The organism is Nonomuraea terrae, assembly GCF_044465245.1.
GTDB lineage: Bacteria > Actinomycetota > Actinomycetes > Streptosporangiales > Streptosporangiaceae > Nonomuraea > Nonomuraea terrae.
In genome coordinates, this window is sequence record NZ_JBITLL010000004.1 from 98,081 (window position 1) to 114,787 (window position 16,707).

Annotated in this window: 17 protein-coding genes; 8 read left to right on the forward strand and 9 right to left on the reverse strand. The window is 68.9% G+C overall.

Annotation, left to right across the window (positions count from 1 at the left end; translation table 11 throughout):
* Nucleotides 1-33: 33 nt before the first annotated feature.
* From ACIBP6_RS18550 to ACIBP6_RS18560, 3 genes are all read left to right on the forward strand, one after another.
* Nucleotides 34-1,758, forward strand: coding sequence for a DEDD exonuclease domain-containing protein (locus tag ACIBP6_RS18550; RefSeq protein WP_397053600.1), 1,725 nt, complete (start codon nt 34-36; stop codon nt 1,756-1,758).
* 17 nt (nt 1,759-1,775) lie between these two features.
* Complete coding sequence (locus ACIBP6_RS18555; protein WP_111184801.1) at nt 1,776-2,063, forward strand: Lrp/AsnC family transcriptional regulator; 288 nt, start codon at nt 1,776-1,778, stop codon at nt 2,061-2,063.
* A 125-nt stretch (nt 2,064-2,188) separates the two neighbouring features.
* On the forward strand, nt 2,189-2,326 hold the full coding sequence (locus ACIBP6_RS18560; protein WP_397053603.1) for a hypothetical protein: 138 nt from the start codon (nt 2,189-2,191) through the stop codon (nt 2,324-2,326).
* Nucleotides 2,327-3,636: 1,310 nt separating this feature from the next.
* Here the strand turns inward: ACIBP6_RS18560 and ACIBP6_RS18565 are convergent.
* Nucleotides 3,637-4,125 (reverse strand): MarR family winged helix-turn-helix transcriptional regulator, encoded by a 489-nt coding sequence (locus tag ACIBP6_RS18565; RefSeq protein WP_397053605.1) that lies wholly within the window; start codon nt 4,123-4,125, stop codon nt 3,637-3,639.
* Nucleotides 4,126-4,215: 90 nt separating this feature from the next.
* Here ACIBP6_RS18565 and ACIBP6_RS18570 point away from each other — a divergent pair, with 90 nt between their 5' ends.
* The gene (locus ACIBP6_RS18570; RefSeq protein ID WP_397053607.1) at nt 4,216-4,761 is read left to right on the forward strand and encodes a YceI family protein; all 546 of its coding nucleotides are present in this window, start codon (nt 4,216-4,218) and stop codon (nt 4,759-4,761) included.
* A gap of 60 nt (nt 4,762-4,821) precedes the next feature.
* On the opposite strand, the gene qcrB is transcribed toward ACIBP6_RS18570, so the two are convergent.
* The 4 genes from qcrB to ctaE are packed head-to-tail and all read right to left on the reverse strand — an operon-like array spanning nt 4,822 to nt 9,087.
* The gene (gene qcrB, locus ACIBP6_RS18575) at nt 4,822-6,501 is read right to left on the reverse strand and encodes a cytochrome bc1 complex cytochrome b subunit (RefSeq protein ID WP_397053609.1); all 1,680 of its coding nucleotides are present in this window, start codon (nt 6,499-6,501) and stop codon (nt 4,822-4,824) included.
* Nucleotides 6,498-7,610 (reverse strand): cytochrome bc1 complex Rieske iron-sulfur subunit, encoded by a 1,113-nt coding sequence (qcrA, locus tag ACIBP6_RS18580; protein ID WP_397053611.1) that lies wholly within the window; start codon nt 7,608-7,610, stop codon nt 6,498-6,500. Before qcrA ends, qcrB begins: the two co-directional genes overlap by 4 nt.
* Nucleotides 7,607-8,416, reverse strand: coding sequence for a cytochrome bc1 complex diheme cytochrome c subunit (gene qcrC, locus ACIBP6_RS18585; RefSeq protein ID WP_132616432.1), 810 nt, complete (start codon nt 8,414-8,416; stop codon nt 7,607-7,609). The genes qcrA and qcrC overlap by 4 nt, the downstream gene beginning before the upstream one ends.
* Before the next feature lie 14 nt (nt 8,417-8,430).
* Entirely contained in the window at nt 8,431-9,087 is a 657-nt protein-coding gene (gene ctaE, locus ACIBP6_RS18590) for an aa3-type cytochrome oxidase subunit III (protein WP_397053613.1), read from the reverse strand.
* A gap of 179 nt (nt 9,088-9,266) precedes the next feature.
* On the opposite strand from ctaE, the gene ACIBP6_RS18595 reads away from it, so the two are divergent.
* Nucleotides 9,267-9,692 (forward strand): hypothetical protein, encoded by a 426-nt coding sequence (locus ACIBP6_RS18595; RefSeq protein ID WP_132616436.1) that lies wholly within the window; start codon nt 9,267-9,269, stop codon nt 9,690-9,692.
* Nucleotides 9,693-9,698: 6 nt separating this feature from the next.
* Complete coding sequence (gene trpD, locus ACIBP6_RS18600; protein ID WP_397053615.1) at nt 9,699-10,745, forward strand: anthranilate phosphoribosyltransferase; 1,047 nt, start codon at nt 9,699-9,701, stop codon at nt 10,743-10,745.
* Between the two features lie 157 nt (nt 10,746-10,902).
* Here the strand turns inward: trpD and ACIBP6_RS18605 are convergent, their stop codons facing one another.
* The 4 genes from ACIBP6_RS18605 to ctaC form a co-directional block, all read right to left on the reverse strand.
* Nucleotides 10,903-12,114 carry a L,D-transpeptidase gene (locus tag ACIBP6_RS18605; protein ID WP_397053617.1) on the reverse strand — a complete coding sequence of 404 codons (1,212 nt, stop codon included), beginning with the start codon at nt 12,112-12,114 and terminating at the stop codon, nt 10,903-10,905.
* A gap of 141 nt (nt 12,115-12,255) precedes the next feature.
* Entirely contained in the window at nt 12,256-12,669 is a 414-nt protein-coding gene (locus ACIBP6_RS18610) for a cytochrome c oxidase subunit 4 (RefSeq protein WP_132616442.1), read from the reverse strand.
* The gene (gene ctaD / locus ACIBP6_RS18615) at nt 12,669-14,258 is read right to left on the reverse strand and encodes an aa3-type cytochrome oxidase subunit I (protein WP_246075163.1); all 1,590 of its coding nucleotides are present in this window, start codon (nt 14,256-14,258) and stop codon (nt 12,669-12,671) included. Before ctaD ends, ACIBP6_RS18610 begins: the two co-directional genes overlap by 1 nt.
* 71 nt (nt 14,259-14,329) lie before the next feature.
* Nucleotides 14,330-15,160, reverse strand: a complete 831-nt coding sequence (gene ctaC / locus ACIBP6_RS18620) for an aa3-type cytochrome oxidase subunit II (protein WP_111182263.1) — start codon at nt 15,158-15,160, stop codon at nt 14,330-14,332.
* A 150-nt stretch (nt 15,161-15,310) separates the two neighbouring features.
* Here ctaC and ACIBP6_RS18625 point away from each other — a divergent pair, with 150 nt between their 5' ends.
* Both ACIBP6_RS18625 and ACIBP6_RS18630 read left to right on the forward strand, forming a co-directional pair.
* A complete protein-coding gene (locus ACIBP6_RS18625) occupies nt 15,311-16,444 on the forward strand; it encodes a cysteine desulfurase family protein (protein ID WP_397053620.1) in 1,134 nt (377 codons plus the stop codon).
* Complete coding sequence (locus ACIBP6_RS18630; protein WP_132619785.1) at nt 16,441-16,686, forward strand: sulfurtransferase TusA family protein; 246 nt, start codon at nt 16,441-16,443, stop codon at nt 16,684-16,686. Before ACIBP6_RS18625 ends, ACIBP6_RS18630 begins: the two co-directional genes overlap by 4 nt.
* The last annotated feature ends 21 nt before the right edge of the window (nt 16,687-16,707 follow it).

Sequence of the window (16,707 nt, forward strand, 5' to 3'; positions counted from 1 at the left end):
TCCTGTCGGTGGGCCTCTCTATGGTCTTGGTTCGTGGAACCGGTTCAAGGAACTCTCGACGAGCTCGGCACGCCGCTGAGCCAGGTCACGTTCGTCGTGTTCGACCTCGAGACGACCGGCGGCGCGCCCGCCGAAGACGCGATCACCGAGATCGGCGCGGTCAAGGTGCGGGCGGGCGAGGTGCTCGGCGAGCTCTCCACGCTGGTCGACCCCGGTGGGCCGATCCCGCCGTTCATCTCCGTGCTGACGGGCATCACCGACGCCATGGTCATGGCCGCGCCGAAGATCGAGTCGGTGCTGCCGAGCTTTCTCGAGTTCATCCGCGGCGCCACGCTGGTGGCCCACAACGCCGGTTTCGACACCCGTTTCGTCAAGGCCGCCTGCGCCGCGCTCGGCTATCCCCCGCCGTCCAACCCGGTCGTCGACACCGTCGACCTGGCCCGGCGGGTGCTGACCCGCGACGAGGTCCCCAACGCCAAGCTCGCCACCCTGGCGCGCTTCTTCCGCAGCCCCGTCGAGCCGTGCCACCGCGCCCTGCAGGACGCCAGGGCCACCGTCGACGTGCTCCACGGGCTGATCGAGCGGGCCGGGTCGTTCCAGGTCCACACGCTCGAAGAGCTCAAGTCGTTCGTCCGCGCGCCCACGCCCGAGCAGCAGCGCAAGCGTCACCTGGCCGAGTCCGTGCCGCACGCCCCGGGCGTCTACATGTTCGAGGACGCCCGCGGCGAGGTCCTCTACATCGGCAAGAGCACCAACCTGCGCAACCGCGTGCGCTCCTACTTCACCGCCGGAGAGACCCGCCCGCGCATCCGCGAGATGATCGGCATCGCCGAGCAGGTGCGCCACATCGTCTGCTCGACCGCGCTGGAGGCCGAGGTCAGGGAGTTGCGCCTGATCGGCGGCGCCAAGCCGCGCTACAACCGCCGCTCCCGCTTCCCCGAGAAGATGCTCTGGCTCAAGCTCACCACCGACGCCTTCCCCCGCCTGTCGATCGTCCGCGAGCTGAAGGACGACGGCGCCACCTACCTCGGCCCGTTCTCCAGCGCGCGGCTGGCCGACGAGGCCCGCATCGCCCTGCACGAGGCCGTGCCGCTGCGTCAGTGCACCCAGCCGATCTCGCTGCGCACCCGGCGCGCGGCCTGCGTCCTGCACGAGATGGGCCGCTGCGGCGCGCCCTGCGAGGGCAAGCAGACCCCGGAGGAATACGCGATCCACGTCGAGAGCACCCGCCGCGCCATGACGCTCGACGCCTCCCCCGTCTTCTCCGCCGTCTCGGCCCGCATGGAGCGGCTGTCGGTGGAGCAGCGCTACGAGGAGGCGTCCGTCGACCGCGACAGGCTGGCCTCCTTCGTCCGTACGGCGGCCCGCATGCAGCGCCTCAGCTCCATCACCCGCATCCCGGAGCTGGTGGCGGCCAGCCCGGCGTTCGGCGGCGGATGGGACATCCACGTCGTCCGCTACGGCCGGCTCGCGGCGGCCGGGGTGATGCCGAAGGGCGTCCATCCGACGCCCTTCGTGGCCTCGCTGAAGGCCACCGCGGAAGCGGTGATCCCCGGCCCCGGCCCCGTGCACGCCGCGAGCGCCGAGGAGACCGAGTGCATCCTGCGCTGGCTGGAGTCGCCCGGGGTGCGGCTGGTGGAGGTCGACGGCGAGTGGTCCCTGCCTGCCCGCGGAGCGGCCCGCCACAAGGCCCGCATCGACCTCGCCTACCGCCTCCCCGACCGGCAGCCCAGGCGAGAGGGACGACCTTTGGGGTGAAACGATAGAGTAGATCCATGGTCACGGCTATCGTCCACATCAACGCAGAGGTAGACCGGATCCCGGAGGTCGCCCAGACGATCGCCGAGATCGAGGGGGTCAGCGAGGTCTACTCCATCACCGGCGAGTACGACCTGCTGGCCATGGTCAGGGTGGCCGCGTACGAGGAGATCGCCGAGGTGATCCCGGGGCGGATCAACAAGGTGCCCGGCGTGCTGCACACGGAGACCCACATCGCCTTCCGCACCTACTCCCGGCACGACCTCGAGTCCGCCTTCTCCATCGGCTTCCCCGAAGCCGACTGACCGCGTCCCCTCGACCCCACCTCAAGCCTCAGACCCGCAAGCCTCAGGCCCGCGCGCCCGAGGCCCCCACGCACGCACTCGCCTGCGCGCGAAGCCTTCCGCACGCCGACACAGCCCGGGCACACGTGCACCCACCCACCACGAACGTGCACGCGCTCACCACGAATGTGCACGCGCTCACCACGAACGTGCACGAGGCCACCATGAACGTGCGCGAGCCCATCCCCGGTGACGCAACCGCACACCCACGCCCGGCCGGCTGACGCCCCGCACGAGGATCCGGCCCCAGCCCGAGACCCGCATGAGAGTGAGGCCAGGGCGCCTCCCCCCGGGCTGCCCGCTCGTCCGGCTCCGCACGCAGCCGGACGATGTGTCCCGCCGCCACCGGGATCGCCGGCACCAGCGCGATGGACAGGCCCATGGCCACCGACTCCCACGAGACCGCGGGTGATGAGCGCGCCAGCGGGCACGGACAACGCCGCCACGACGGCCCAGTCACGGCCCACGCTGCACAGAGCGATCACCATGGCGCTGACCGGCGCGCCGTACTCCGGCGGCTGAGCACCCACCACGTAGAGAACCGCGACCGACACCGTCACGACAACCGGATTCCGCCGGCGCAACGGCATGAGGGCCGCACCGGCCAACGCCGGCGACACCACTTTGCCGGTGAGCCCCCACGACGTCATGCCGACCTCACACCCCAGCACCACCGCGACATCCCACCCACGGGGAACGCCACCCCCACCCAGGCCAACCCCCTCCAAGCTCCAACCACCCGCCCCACCGACGGAGACTCCCCGTCCCGGACGGCACAGGTCCTTCTGAAAGGGAGGTGGTGAAGGGCCCACCCGGAGCTGTGCCGTCCCTCACAGGTACTCCGGCGAAGGTACGCGGCCCCTTTGAACGCCCACGGACAACGAGCCGCATCGACGCCGGGCCGGACGCGGGCACGCACTCTAGGACGATCACAACCGTCCGACCCTCCGCCGGCACCGCTCATCACCGGCACGACTTGCCGACCGGCACCGCTTGTGGAGCGCGGACGGTGAGCCGTCCCGCATCCTGTGGGCGCGCACGCTTCCTGGCGAGGCGACACCACTCCCCCCACGGGCGGATGACTGGTCGGGGAGAAGCAGTCATCGCGGCGGCCGGCCCGGAGGGGTGCCGCGGGTCGCCAAGCTGGACACCGAACCACCCCTCGGCGGCCGAATTACCCCTGGGCATCGAACCACCCCCGAGCGACCATCGAATCCCCTAGGGGCAGAGCAGGTGGCGTTTCGACCCCGGGATGGGCGAGGAACCGATGCATGGCGAACTCCCGGCCGCAGGACCCCGGGTACGGGAAGACGACCAGGTCACCCGCGCCGACGCGGTCCATCCGGACGTCGCGCAGCAGGGTGTCCTCGGGTGTGCACGTTCGCCGACCACGGCGACCTCGGTGTGAACCATCTGGCACCGATCCACCCCTGGACGCCCCGCAGCCCTTGGTATCGGCGTCCCTGGACACCAGGTCAGGTGCTGGGCGGTTCGCGGTGAGCGCTGGGCCGACGTCCGGGGCGGGCGCCTGGGATCACCCCGTGGGGCGGTCTGGGTCGCTGGGGCGAGAGGCCGGGGCGCACAGGTGGTCGAGGAGGGTGCGGCTGATGTCCTCCAGGTGCCGGAGTTGCTCCCGCGTCAGCAGGTCGATCAGGTGCTCGCGGACGCTGGCCACGTGCGGCGGAGCCGCCGCCTGCAGCGCGGCGAGCCCCTCGTCCGTCAGGACGGCCAGCCAGCCCCGCCGGTCGCCGGCGAAGTGCTCCCGGCGCACCCATCCCTTCTGCTCGAGCTTGCCGACCGCGTGGGAGATGCGGCTGGGCTTGGAGTTGGTCCAGTGCGCCAGCTCGCTCATCCGCATGGTCCGCTCGGGCGCCTCCGACAGCAGGACGAGCAGCTCGTAGTAGGTGGGCGGCATGTCGGCCGCAGCCAGCAGGTCACGCTCCAGCCGGTCGTGGAGCAGCCGGCTCGCCATCGTGAAGGCGCGCCAGGCGCGTTGTTCGTCGTCGTCCAGCCATCGCGTCACCTCGGCATCGTACTGGATAGTTGCGCGCTGAAATAAAGCAGATGTATTGTCCTGCTGAATCTTCCAGTGCTGAACTAATTGGAGTCAGACGTGTACCCCAGCGAACTCACCGGCGACTACACCATCGACCCCGCCCACAGCCGCTTCGGCTTCATGGCCCGCCACGCGATGATCACCAAGGTCCGTGGCAGCATCCCCCTCAAGGAGGCCCCCGCCCACCTGGACGCCGCCAACCCGGGCGCCTCCAGCGTTCGCGTGACCCTCGACGTGGCCGGCATCGAGACCGGCAACGGCATGCGCGACGACCACCTGCGCACCGGCGACTTCCTGGACGTCGCCAACTACCCGCACATCACCTTCGTCTCCACCGATGTCAAGCACGTCGGCGGTGACAGCTTCGAGGTGACCGGCGATCTGACGATCCGCGGCGTGACCAGGCAGATCACGATCCCGCTCGACTACACCGGCACCTCGGTCGACGCCCAGGGCGCCACCCGCGTCGGCTTCGAGGGCGGCCTCGCGATCAACCGCAGCGACTACGGCATGACGACCAACGCCGTCCTGGAGACCGGCGGCGTGATGGTCTCGGACAAGATCACCCTCGAGTTCGACCTGTCACTCGTCAAGAACGCCTGAAGACGCCGACGGGCCCGGACGACAAGCTCGTCCGGGCCCGTGCGGTTGTGGCGGCAGGAATCAGTGCGTGAGGCTGCGGTCGTCGTCGCTCGACCCGACGGCGGCGTGCTCCTCCTCGCCACCATGACCGATGGCGGCGTGCTCCTCGTGCCCGTGCGGGTCCTCCAGCGGGATCTTCTCCCCGCCGTACGCCTTGGACATCCGGGCGCGCAGCCTGCCGAGCGGCCCGCGCATGCCCTTCGGCGGGATGCCGGCGGCGTCCTCGGCCACCGGCAGCATCGGCACCGGCTGCTTGCCCCGCATGTGAGCCTCGATGTCCTCCGCCGGCGGCGTGTGGACCTCGATGAACTCACCGTGCGGCAGCCGCTTGATCACGCCCGACTCGACGCCGTGCGAGATGACCGCCTGGTCGGAGCGCTGCAGGCCCAGGCACATGCGGTAGGTGATCAGGTACGCCAGCGCCGGCCCCAGGAAGATCAGCACCCGACCGGCGTACGTCGTCCAGTTGAGGCTGATGTGGAAGAAGGCGGAGATCTCGTCGTTGGCGCCGAGCAGCCACAGCACACCGTAGAACGTCATCGCGGAGACGCCGATCGAGGTGCGGTGCGGGTTGTTGCGCGGACGGTCGGCGACGTGGTGCTCGCGGTGGTCGCCCGTCACCCAGCGTTCGAGGAACGGATAGAGCGCCAGGCCCGTCATGATGATGCCCATCGGCACCAGCGCCGGGATGATGACGCTCAGCGGCAGGGTGCCCGCGTGGGCCGTGCCGAAGAGGTTGATCTCCCACGGTGGCATGATGCGCAGCGCGCCTTCGAGGAAGCCCATGTAGAAGTCGGGCTGCGAGCCCGCCGACACGTCGGCCGGTGTGTACGGGCCGAAGATCCAGATCGGGTTGATCTGCGCGAACGTTCCCAGACCGGCGATCACGCCGAGCGTGAACAGGAAGTACGCTCCCGCCTTCGCCATGAAGGCCGGGTAGAACGGCGCGCCCACCACGTTCTGGTTGGTCCGGCCCTTGCCCGGCATCTGCGTGTGCTTCTGCACCCACATGAGCACCATGTGGGCCGAGATCAGCGCCAGCAGGATGCCCGGGATGAGCAGGATGTGCAACGAGTAGAACCGGGAGATGACATCGTGACCCGGATACTCCCCGCCGAACAGGAAGAACGTGATGTACGTCCCCACCAGCGGCAGCGAGATCGCCACACCCTCGGTGATCCGCAGACCGGCGCCGGAGAGCAGGTCGTCGGGGAGGGAGTAGCCGGTCAGGCCCTCGGCCAGCGCCAGCGTCAGCAGCAGCACGCCGATGATCCAGTTGATCTCACGCGGCTTGCGGTAGGCGCCGGTGAAGAACACGCGCAGCGCGTGGACCATCATGCCGGCCACGAAGAGCAGGGCCGCCCAGTGGTGCATCTGCCGGATGAGCAGACCACCCCGGACGTCGAAGCTGATCTCCAGCGACGACGCGTAGGCCTCGGACATCATGACGCCCCTGAGCGGCGCGTACGAGCCGTCGTAGGCGACCTCCATCATGCTCGGCTTGTACCAGAACGTCAGGAACGTACCGGTCAGCAGCAGGATGACGAAGGAGTAGAGCGCGATCTCACCCAGCAGGAACGACCAGTGGTCGGGGAAGATCTTGCGCAGGTTGCGCTTGAGGAAATTGGCCCCACCGAGGCGCTCGTCGAGGAAGTTCGACGGCCCGGTGATGGCCTGGGGGACGGTCTTCAGCTCGCTCACGCCTGGCCTCCCTTGGCCCGGGCCTCGGCCTCGGCGTCACCGCGCTCCCAGTAGCTGGGCCCGACGGGCACCTCGAAGTCGCCCTGGGCGACGAGGTAACCCTCGGAGTCGACGGTGATCGGCAGCTGCGGCAGCGGCCGGGCGGCCGGGCCGAAGATGACCTTCGCACCGTCGGCGGCGTCGAACGTCGACTGGTGGCACGGGCAGAGGATGTGGTGGGTGTTCTGCTCGTACAGGGCCGCGGGGCAGCCCACGTGGGTGCAGATCTTCGAGTACGCCACGATGCCGTCGTGCGTCCAGTTCTGCCTGACGCCGCTCTTGAGCTCCTCGGGACGGAACTTGATCAGGATCAGCGTGGCCTTGGCCAGGGCGGTGAGGTCGTGCTCGTAGCCCTCGGGGACGACCGACAGGATGCCGCCGGGCGAGTTGAAGTCGGCCGCCCTGATGGGCTGGCCGGTGCCCTCGACGACGAGCCGCAGCGGCTTGCCCTCCTTGGTCTTCTCGCCCCAGACCGTGTGCCGCAGCAGCTTGTTGAACTGCGAGCCCGGCATCTTGGTGTTGTCGAGGTCACGCAGCAGCACCAGCGGGATGAGGCCCAGCGGGGCCGCACCCAGCAGCAGCGTGCGGCGCAGCAGCTTGCGCTTGACGAAGCCGCTCTCGTTGGCGCCCTGGACGAACGTCCGGCCCACGACCCCGCGGTCCTCCTCGTCGGAGACCATCGGGTGGCGCTCCTGGACGAGGGAGTACTTCGGCATGATCTGGCGGACCCAGATCACGATGCCGATCGCGAGGCTGAGGATCGCCACCGTCAGCGACGAGCCCAGCGCGAGGTTGGACGCTCCCGTCGCCTCGGGGCTGCCGACCTGGAACACCACGTAGGAGATGATGAACGCGATGGCCGCCAGGAACGTGATCACGAAGCAGAGCGCGACGATCTTCTCGGCCTTACGGGCCTTGGCCTCGTCCTGCAGCGTGACGCCCGGGACCTCCTCCTCGGCCCGGGGCGCTTCCACGGTGCCGAGCATCGAGGTGCCCGGTGGGGGGGTGCCGATGACGCGCTTGGGAACGCGCTCGTCCGGCTGCTCGATCTCGTGCTCGTTGTCTGTCATGACTTCTGTCGCTTCTTCGCGGTGATCCAGATGGCGGCGAGTGCGAGGGCGCTGAGTCCCACGATCCACGCTACGAGACCCTCGGTGACCGGGCCGATGCGTCCCAGACCGAAGCCACCCGGGTCCTTCTGCTCACGGACCTGGGTGATGTAGGCGATCATGCTGCGCTTCTCTTCGGGCGTGATCGTCGTGTCGTTGAAGACCGGCATGGCCTGCGGGCCGGTGATCATCGCCTCGTAGATCTGCGTGGGGGTCGCCGAGTTGAGGTTGGGCGCGTACTTGCCCTGGGTCAGGGCGCCACCGGCGCCGGCCCAGTTGTGGCACTGGATGCAGTTGGCGCGGAAGAGCTCGCCGCCCTTGCCGGCGTCGCCGAGCTTGGGGTCGACGTGCTCGGCGGCGGGCACCTGCGGGCCGCCGCCCAGCGACTGCACGTACGCCGCGATCTGGCGGGTCGTCGTCTCGTTGACCCACGGGGCCAAAGGCTTACGGGGCGCCTGCGGCCCTGGAGCGCCGGCCGGCATGCGGCCGGTGCTCATCTGGAAGTCGACGGCGGCAGCGCCCACGCCGATGAGCGTGGGTGCCGTGGTGGTGCCCTCGGCGTTCATCCCATGGCAGCTCGAGCAGTGCTGGACGAACAGGCTCTTGCCCTCGGCCACATCGTCGACCTTGCCTGCCGCCAGTGCCGCGTCGGCAGGCTTACCCGCCTGGACAAAGGCGGCGTATACCATCCCGACCAGCGCCAACGCCAAAATCAGGACGGCGTATCTCGCGAGGGGATGCCGCCGCCAAGCGGTGATCCTAATCACAGAGATCCCGTTCCTTAACGAATGATGTAAATGGTCGCGAAAAGACCGATCCAGACGACGTCTACGAAGTGCCAGTAGTACGACACCACGATCGCGCTGGTGGCCTGCTCATGCGTGAAGCGCTTCGCGGCGTACGTGCGTCCCAGCATGAACAGGAACGCGATCAGGCCACCGGTCACGTGCAGGCCGTGGAAGCCCGTCGTCAGGTAGAACACCGAGGTGTAGGCGTTGGCGGACAGGGTCGCGCCCTCTGACGCCAGCTCCATGTACTCGTACAGCTGGCCGGCGATGAAGACCGCGCCCATGAGGAAGCTGACGATGTACCAGAAGCGGAGCTTACCGACCTGCCCCTTCTCCGCGGCCCACACGCCCAGCTGGCACGTCACACTCGACAGAACCAGGATGATCGTGTTGGCCGTCGCGAACGGGATGTTCAGGTGAGCGACGCCCTCGGCCGCTTGCGTGCCTGCGGGAAGAAGCGCGGGCCCCCACTCGAGGCCCTTGCCCTCGCTCACCGACCGGATGGTGAAGTACATCGCGAACAGCGCCGCGAAGAACATGAGCTCAGAGGACAGCCAGACGATCGTCCCGACACTGACCAGGTTGGGTCTGCGGTACGACTGTGCTGTCGTCGTCGAAGTTATTGCGGATGCTGTCGCCACGGGCAGCATTATTGCGGCTCCGGTGGTCGGTCCGGCGCACGACCCCCCGTTAGCAGGTACGAACCACCGACCAACCTGGGATAATCGGTATAAACCACCCACCAGGCATGGTGGCCTGGGCCAGCACACCGACACACCGGTACGATCCCAGGTGACCATACCGCTTCGACTGATAGTGAGCGCGAGCGATGTCCACTGGGAGCACCGACGACAAGATGAGGGTCCTCGTCTACAGCGACGACGCGGCGACCAGGGCCGAGGTGATCCGGGCCATCGGCAGGCGGCCCGCCGCCGACGTCCCCCTCGTCGAGATCGTGGAGTGCGCCACCGAGCCCAAGGTGCACCAGTGGCTGGGCTCCGGCGAGATCGACGTGGCCGTCCTCGACGGCGAGACGCAGCCCGCGGGCGGCATGGGGGTCTCCCGCCAGGCCAAGGACGAGGTCTACGACTGCCCGCCCATCTGCCTGATCATCGCCAGGCGCGACGACCGCTGGCTGGCCGAGTGGTCGAAGGCCGACGCGGTCGTGTCGCAGCCCCTTGAGCCGATCGTGCTGGCCGACACCGTGGCCGACCTGATGCGCCGTCGTTCCGCCACCCGCCTCAACGCCAAGTAGGTGCCCATGGACTCCCGTACGACCTGGCCCACGCTGCTTTCCGCTCTCCTCGCCGGAGAGCACCTCACCTCCGACGAGACGGCCTGGGCGATGCGGGAGATCATGTCCGGCGCCGCGACGCCCGCTCAGATCGCCGGCTTCGCGATCGCGCTGCGCGCCAAGGGCGAGACCGTGGCCGAGGTGGTCGGCCTGGCCCGCACCATGCTCGACCTGGCCACGCCGCTGAGCGTGGAGGGGCCCGTGGTCGACGTCGTCGGCACGGGCGGCGACCGCGCCCACACCGTCAACGTCTCCACGATGGCCGCCATCGTGACCGCCGCGGCCGGCGCCCGCGTCGTCAAGCACGGCAACCGCGCCGCGTCGTCCTCGTGCGGCGCCGCCGACGTCCTGGAGCACCTCGGCGTCCGGCTCGACCTCACGCCGGCGCAGACCGCGCAGGTGGCGCGCGAGGCCGGCATCGCGTTCTGCTTCGCCCCGGTCTACCACCCCGCGCTGCGGTTCGCCGGACCGGTGCGCAAGGAGATCGGCATCCCCACGTTCTTCAACTTCCTGGGCCCGCTCACCAACCCGGCCCGCCCCTCGGCGCAGGCCATCGGCGTCTACGACCCCAAGATGCTGCCCGTGCTGGCCGGCGTCTTCGCCGAGCGCGGCGTGTCGGCGCTGGTGTTCCGCGGCGACGACGGGCTCGACGAGCTGACCATCGCCGGCACCTCCACCGTCTGGGTGGTCAAGGACGGCGCCGCGACGCAGACCACGTTCGACCCGTCGGTCCTCGGCATCCCGCGCGCCGACGTGGGCGCGCTGCGCGGCGGCGACGTGGCGTTCAACGCCCAGGCCGTGCACGAGCTGGTGGGCGGCAAGACCGGGCCGGTGCGCGACGCCGTGCTGCTCAACGCGGCCGCGGCGCTGGTGGCGCTCGACGGCCCCGGCGACGACCTCGACCAGGCCATGACCGACGCCTATGCCCGCGCGTCCCAGGCGGTCGACTCGGGCGCCGCGGCGGCCACCCTCGAGCGCTGGGTCGAAGCCAGCGCCTCCTTCACCCGCGCCTGACTCCCCCACGCGAGGCCCTGAGAGCGCCGTACCAGCCCTGCCGCCCGCGGGGCGTCCCCTGGACGCCCGCCGGCGCGCACGGTCCGCACACCGCAGGTACACGACCGCGGGCCCGGGTCTCCGGAGAGACTCGGGCCCGCGTCGTCCTGCTGCCGGGTCAGACCAGGCTGTTGGTGGGGCCGTCCTTCAGCGAGCTCCACTGGAGCCACTGCTTCCAGTTCTCCTGCCAGTGCCCCCACCCGTTGGTCGGCTCCAGCGGCCTGGGCGAGCCCGTGAGCACGATCGGGTCGCCGATCAGGGTGTTCTTGATGAACCACCGCGCGTTCTCCGGGCTGACGTTCACGCAGCCGTGGCTGACGTTCGCGTTGCCCTGGGAGCCCACCGACCACGGCGCGCTGTGCACGTACTCGCCGCTGTTGGAGATGCGGACGTTGTTGTAGGTGGTCGTCCGGTAGTAGCCGGACTGGCCGGGCCCGACCCCGGGCGAGGTCATGACCGTGACGGGCTCTCGCGACATCGCCAGGTGGATGCCGGAGGTCGTGTGGTACTTCCACACGCCGCCCTTGCCGGCGCTCATGGGCATGGTGCGGATCTTCTTGCCGTCGCGCCGCACCGTGAGCATGTGGGTCTTCATGCTGCCCTTGGTGATCTGCTCCCGGCCGATCTTGAAGTCGAGCTTGACGTCGCGCTTGCCGTACATGCCGGCCGCGCCGCGCACGCCGGCCAGTTTGGCCTCCACCCGCACCTTCGTGTGCGCGGGCCAGTACTTGCGCGGCCGGAAGTCCACGTGCTGGTCGTCGAACCAGTGCCAGGCGCCTTCCACCGGCTTGGAGCTGCGGACGATGAGGTTGCGCTCCACCGAGACCCGGTCGGTGACCGGCTGGTCGAAGGCGATCATGACGGGCATGCCGACTCCGACGGTCAGCCCGGTCATCTCCTTGTTCGGGGTGATCGACTCGATGTCGAACGTCTTGTTGGCCTTCACCGTGGAGAACCTGGTGGTCGTCTCGGTCTGCTTGCCGGCGGCGTCCACGGAGACGGCGGTGACCGTGTATTCGCTGCTGGGCCGGGCGGTGCCGAGGCTGCGCCACCGGGTGGCGTCGGCGCTCAGGACGCCCTTGAGCGGGCCTGACTTGCCGCCGTCGACCCGCACGCTCTTGAGCGTGCCCCCCTGGGCCGACACGACCACGGGCTGGTCGGTCGGCACGTTCGCGGTCTTGTTCGCCGGAGAGACCCCCACCGAGACACTCCGGGCGCCGCCTGCCATGGCGGCCCCTTTGTCAGGGTCCACGGCCGGGCCGCCCGCTGAGCACGCCGTCAGCAGCGCCATGGCCAGCAGGCCGGCCGGTCGATACGCTACGCGCCCCACGAGTACTCCCTCGTCCAAGATCGATCCGTCTGCCTCCTTTATTACCCGGAGTGAGCAGTTCACCACATCCGCAGACCGTTAAGGAACGCCAAAAAGCGGACACCCTTCCCCAAGGGAAGAATGTCCGCTTCAGGACGGATCTCAGTGCGAGAAGTGGCCTCGGTAGTACTGGAAGACGAACCCGATCATGGCCATGATGACCAGGAAGATCCCGATCAGGAACATCCAGAAGCCGATGACGAAGCCGGCGAAGGCGAACGCCGCCGCCAGGCAGACGAACAGCGGCCACCAGCTGCTCGGGCTGAAGAACCCGAGCTCGCCCGCGCCGTCGCTGATCTCGGCCTGCTTGTTGTCCTCCGGCTGCGCGCCGATGCGCCGCGCGGTGAACATCAGGTAGTAGCCCACCATGAACGCGAACCCGACCGAGATGGCCATGGCCGTGGTGCCGACCGGCTCACCCTGGCCCGTCTCCGCCTTCGTCCAGAACCAGTAGGCGATGTCGACGCCGGCGAAGAACACGCCGCACAGCAGGAACAGCCAACCCTGGACCTTCATCAGGCCTCGACCTCCTGGGCGGACTTGGTGGAAACGTGCGGATAGTGCAGGTCGAACGCCGGACGCTCGGACCTGATGCGCGGCAGCGAGGTGAAGTTGTGCCGCGGCGGCGGGCAGGAGGTCGCCCACTCGAGCGAACCGCCGTAGCCCCAGGGGTCGTCGACCGTGACCTTGGGCGCGCTGCGCCAGGTCTTCCAGACGTTGTAGAAGAACGGCAGCGTCGAGGCGCCCAGGATGAACGCGCCCACCGACGACAACATGTTGAGGTCGGTGAAGCCGTCGGCCGCGCTGTAGTCGGCGTAGCGGCGCGGGAAGCCGAGCATGCCCAGCCAGTGCTGCACGAGGAACGTGGTGTGGAAGCCGATGAACAGCAGCCAGAAGTGCAGCTTGCCGAGCTTGTCGTCGAGCATCTTGCCGGTGAACTTGGGCCACCAGAAGTAGAAGCCGGCGAACATGGCGAACACGACGGTGCCGAAGACCACGTAGTGGAAGTGGGCGACGACGAAGTAGGTGTCGCTGATGTGGAAGTCGAGCGGCGGCGAGGCCAGGATGACGCCCGTCAGACCGCCCAGCAGGAAGGTGATGAGGAAGCCGACCGAGAAGAGCATCGGCGACTCGAACGACAGGTGTCCCCGCCACATCGTGCCGATCCAGTTGAAGAACTTCACCCCCGTCGGCACGGCGATGAGGAACGTCATGAACGAGAAGAACGGCAACAGCACCTGCCCGGTCGGGAACATGTGGTGCGCCCAGACCGTGATGGACAGACCCGCGATGGAGATGGTCGCGGCGACGAGGCTGATGTAGCCGAAGATCGGCTTGCGGCTGAAGACCGGCAGGACCTCGGTCACGATGCCGAAGAACGGCAGCGCGATGATGTACACCTCGGGATGGCCGAAGAACCAGAACAGGTGCTGCCAGAGCAGCGCGCCGCCGTTCTCGGAGGCGAAGATGTGGGTGCCGAGCTTGCGGTCGGCCTCCAGCGCCAGCAGCGCGGCGGCCAGCACCGGGAAGGCCATCAGCACGAGCATGCTGGTCAGCAGGATGTTCCAGGTGAAGATCGGCATGCGGAACATCGTCATGCCGGGAGCGCGCATGCAGATGATCGTGGTGATGAAGTTGACCGCGCCCAGGATGGTGCCGAGACCCGACAGGGCCAGACCCATGATCCACAGGTCGCCGCCGACGCCCGGCGAGTTGATCGCGTTGGACAGCGGCGTGTAGGCGAACCAGCCGAAGGAGGCCGCGCCGCCCGGGGTGAAGAAGCCCGACACGGCGATGATGCTGCCGAACAGGTAGAGCCAGTAGCTGACCATGTTCAGGCGGGGGAACGCCACGTCGGGGGCGCCGATCTGCAGCGGCATCAGCTCGTTGGCGAAGCCGGCGAACAGCGGCGTCGCGAACATGAGCAGCATGATCGTGCCGTGCATGGTGAACAGCTGGTTGAACTGCTCGTTGCTGGTGAACTGCAGCCCCGGCTGCGCCAGCTCGGCCCGCATGATCAACGCCATGACGCCGCCGATGAGGAAGAAGGCGAACGACGTGATCAGGTACATGTGCCCGATGATCTTGTGATCGGTCGAGGACATCCACTTGGCGATGATCTGGCCCTTGGAGGTCGGCCTGACCGGCGTCGTCGTCAGTGGCTCTTGAATGGCGGTCACTGGGCACTCCCAGCCTGGTGGGTCGCGATGTACTGGTTGAACTCAGCCTGCGGAACGAGCTTCACCGAGAAGAGCATCCGGCTGTGGTCGACACCGCAGAGCTCGGCGCAGCGACCGGCGAAGACGCCCGTGCGGTTGAGCGTCGTGATCTGGAACTTGCGGCCCGGGTTGTCCTCGGGGATGCCGGGGATGACGTCGCGCTTGAACAGGAACTCCGGCACCCAGAAGGAGTGGATGACGTCGTCGGTCGAAAGGTCGAACTCGACCTTCGTGTTCACCGGCAGGACGAGCTGGGGGCCCTGGTTGTAGTCGCTCACGGGCACGCCCGCGACCGGGGCCAGCGTCTGGCCGTTGACCGTCGTGGTGAAGCGCCAGCTCCACTGGTACGCCTCGACGCTCACCTTGACCGGCGCGTCGCCGTCGACCCTGGTGAGGGTCTCGCTGTCGCGGGCGGTGAAGAAGAAGAACACCGACACCATGACGAGCGGGATCAGGGTGTAGAGCATCTCGATCGGCAGGTTGTAACGAACCTGCGGCGGAAGCTCGGCGCTGGACTTGCGCTTGCGGTGGAAGATCGCCGCCCACAAGATCAGGACGATGACGACGGCGCCCGTGGCGAGTGCGGCGATCCAGGCCCCGTTCCACAGGCTCTGGACCACGCCGCCCTCCTGCGTGACGTGATCAGGAAGAAGGCCGCGAGACCAATCGGCCTCGGGGACGTCATTAGCACACGCCGTAGCAGTGGCCAGCAGCAACGCCAGAGCGGCGGCGCGTGGCACCCTGCGCCGGGCCAACGAACGCCGCGTCGTACGGCGAGTCGGACTCACGGATCGCCTACCCCACAGATGAAGCCCAAGAGTCTCTCCCTTGGGCGCTCGTATTTCCAAATGCACAGCTGAATGCAGACACATTAGCGTGCAGGTGCCTTGCCCTCCCGCGCGACCCCTCGATGGCCCCGCAAGTGGGACGATGAGTCCGTGGCGTATTTCGACGCGGCTTCCAGCGAGCCGCTCCACCCTCAGGCGCGCGAGGCGCTGCTGGCGGCGATCGACGTCGGCTGGGCCGACCCCGCGAGACTGTACGGCCAGGCCCGCCGCGCACACCTGCTGCTTGAGCAGGCCCGCACGGAGGTGGCCGAGGCGCTCGGCGCTCGGCCCGACGAGGTGTCGTTCACCTCTTCGGGCACGCAGGCCGTGCATCTCGGCGTGCTCGGCACCCTACACGGCAGGAGAAGGGCCGGGCGCCATCTGGTGACCGGCGCGGTGGAGCACTCCAGCGTGCTGCACGCCGGCGGGGTGCACGAACGCGAGGGCGGCACGGTCGAGACCGTGGGCGTGGGCCTGACCGGCCGGGTCGACCTCGACCGGTTCGCCGAGGCGGTGGCACGTCCCGGCACGGCGCTGGCCTGCCTGCAGACGGCCAACCACGAGGTCGGCACGCTGCAGCCGGTGACCGAGGCCGCCGCGGCCTGCCGGGCCAACGGCGTCCCGCTGCTGGTCGACGCGGCTCAGACGGCCGGCCGGATGCCGATCCCGTCCGGCTGGTCGGTGCTGACCGCCAGCGCCCACAAGTGGGGCGGGCCGGCCGGGGTGGGGGTGCTCGTCGTGCGCAAGGGCACCCGGTTCCGCTCGTTCCTGCCGGAGGACGAACGCGAGCGGCGGCGGGTGCCGGGCTTCGAGAACGTGCCGGGCATCGTCGCCGCGGCGGCGGCCCTGCGCGCGATGGCCGCGGAGGCCGCGCAGGAGCAGGCCAGGCTGTCGGAGCTGGTCGCGAAGATCCGCGAGTCGGTGCCGAAGGTGGTGCCCGACGTGGAGGTGATCGGCGACCCGGTCGAACGGGCCCCGCACATCGTGACCTTCTCGTGTCTGTACGTCGACGGCGAGGCCCTGCTCACCGAACTGGACAAAGCGGGATTCGCGGTATCGTCCGGGAGTTCCTGCACGGCTAGTACGCTTCGTCCATCGCACGTTCTGGAAGCGATGGGCGTGCTGACGCATGGGAATGTGCGGGTGTCGCTGCCCAGGGGCACCTCCGCGGCGGAGGTCGACCGGTTCCTCGCCGTGCTGCCCGACCTGGTGCGCCGCATCCGCCAGGACGCAGGAGTCGCATGACCGAGGTGACCGAGCCGGCTCTGACGATCGACGCGCTCGGGAAGAAGTGCCCGATCCCGATCATCATGCTGGCCGAACAGATCAACTACGTGCCGCTGAACGCCGTGGTGGCCGTGCTGGCCGACGATCCGGCGGCCTACACGGACGTGCCGGCGTGGTGCCGGCTGAAGTCGCACCGCCACGTCGGCTCGTACGAGCTGCCCGAGGGGGGCTGGGCGATCCACGTCAGGCGCAACTACTGAATGGCGCCGCGCGCCGCGGGT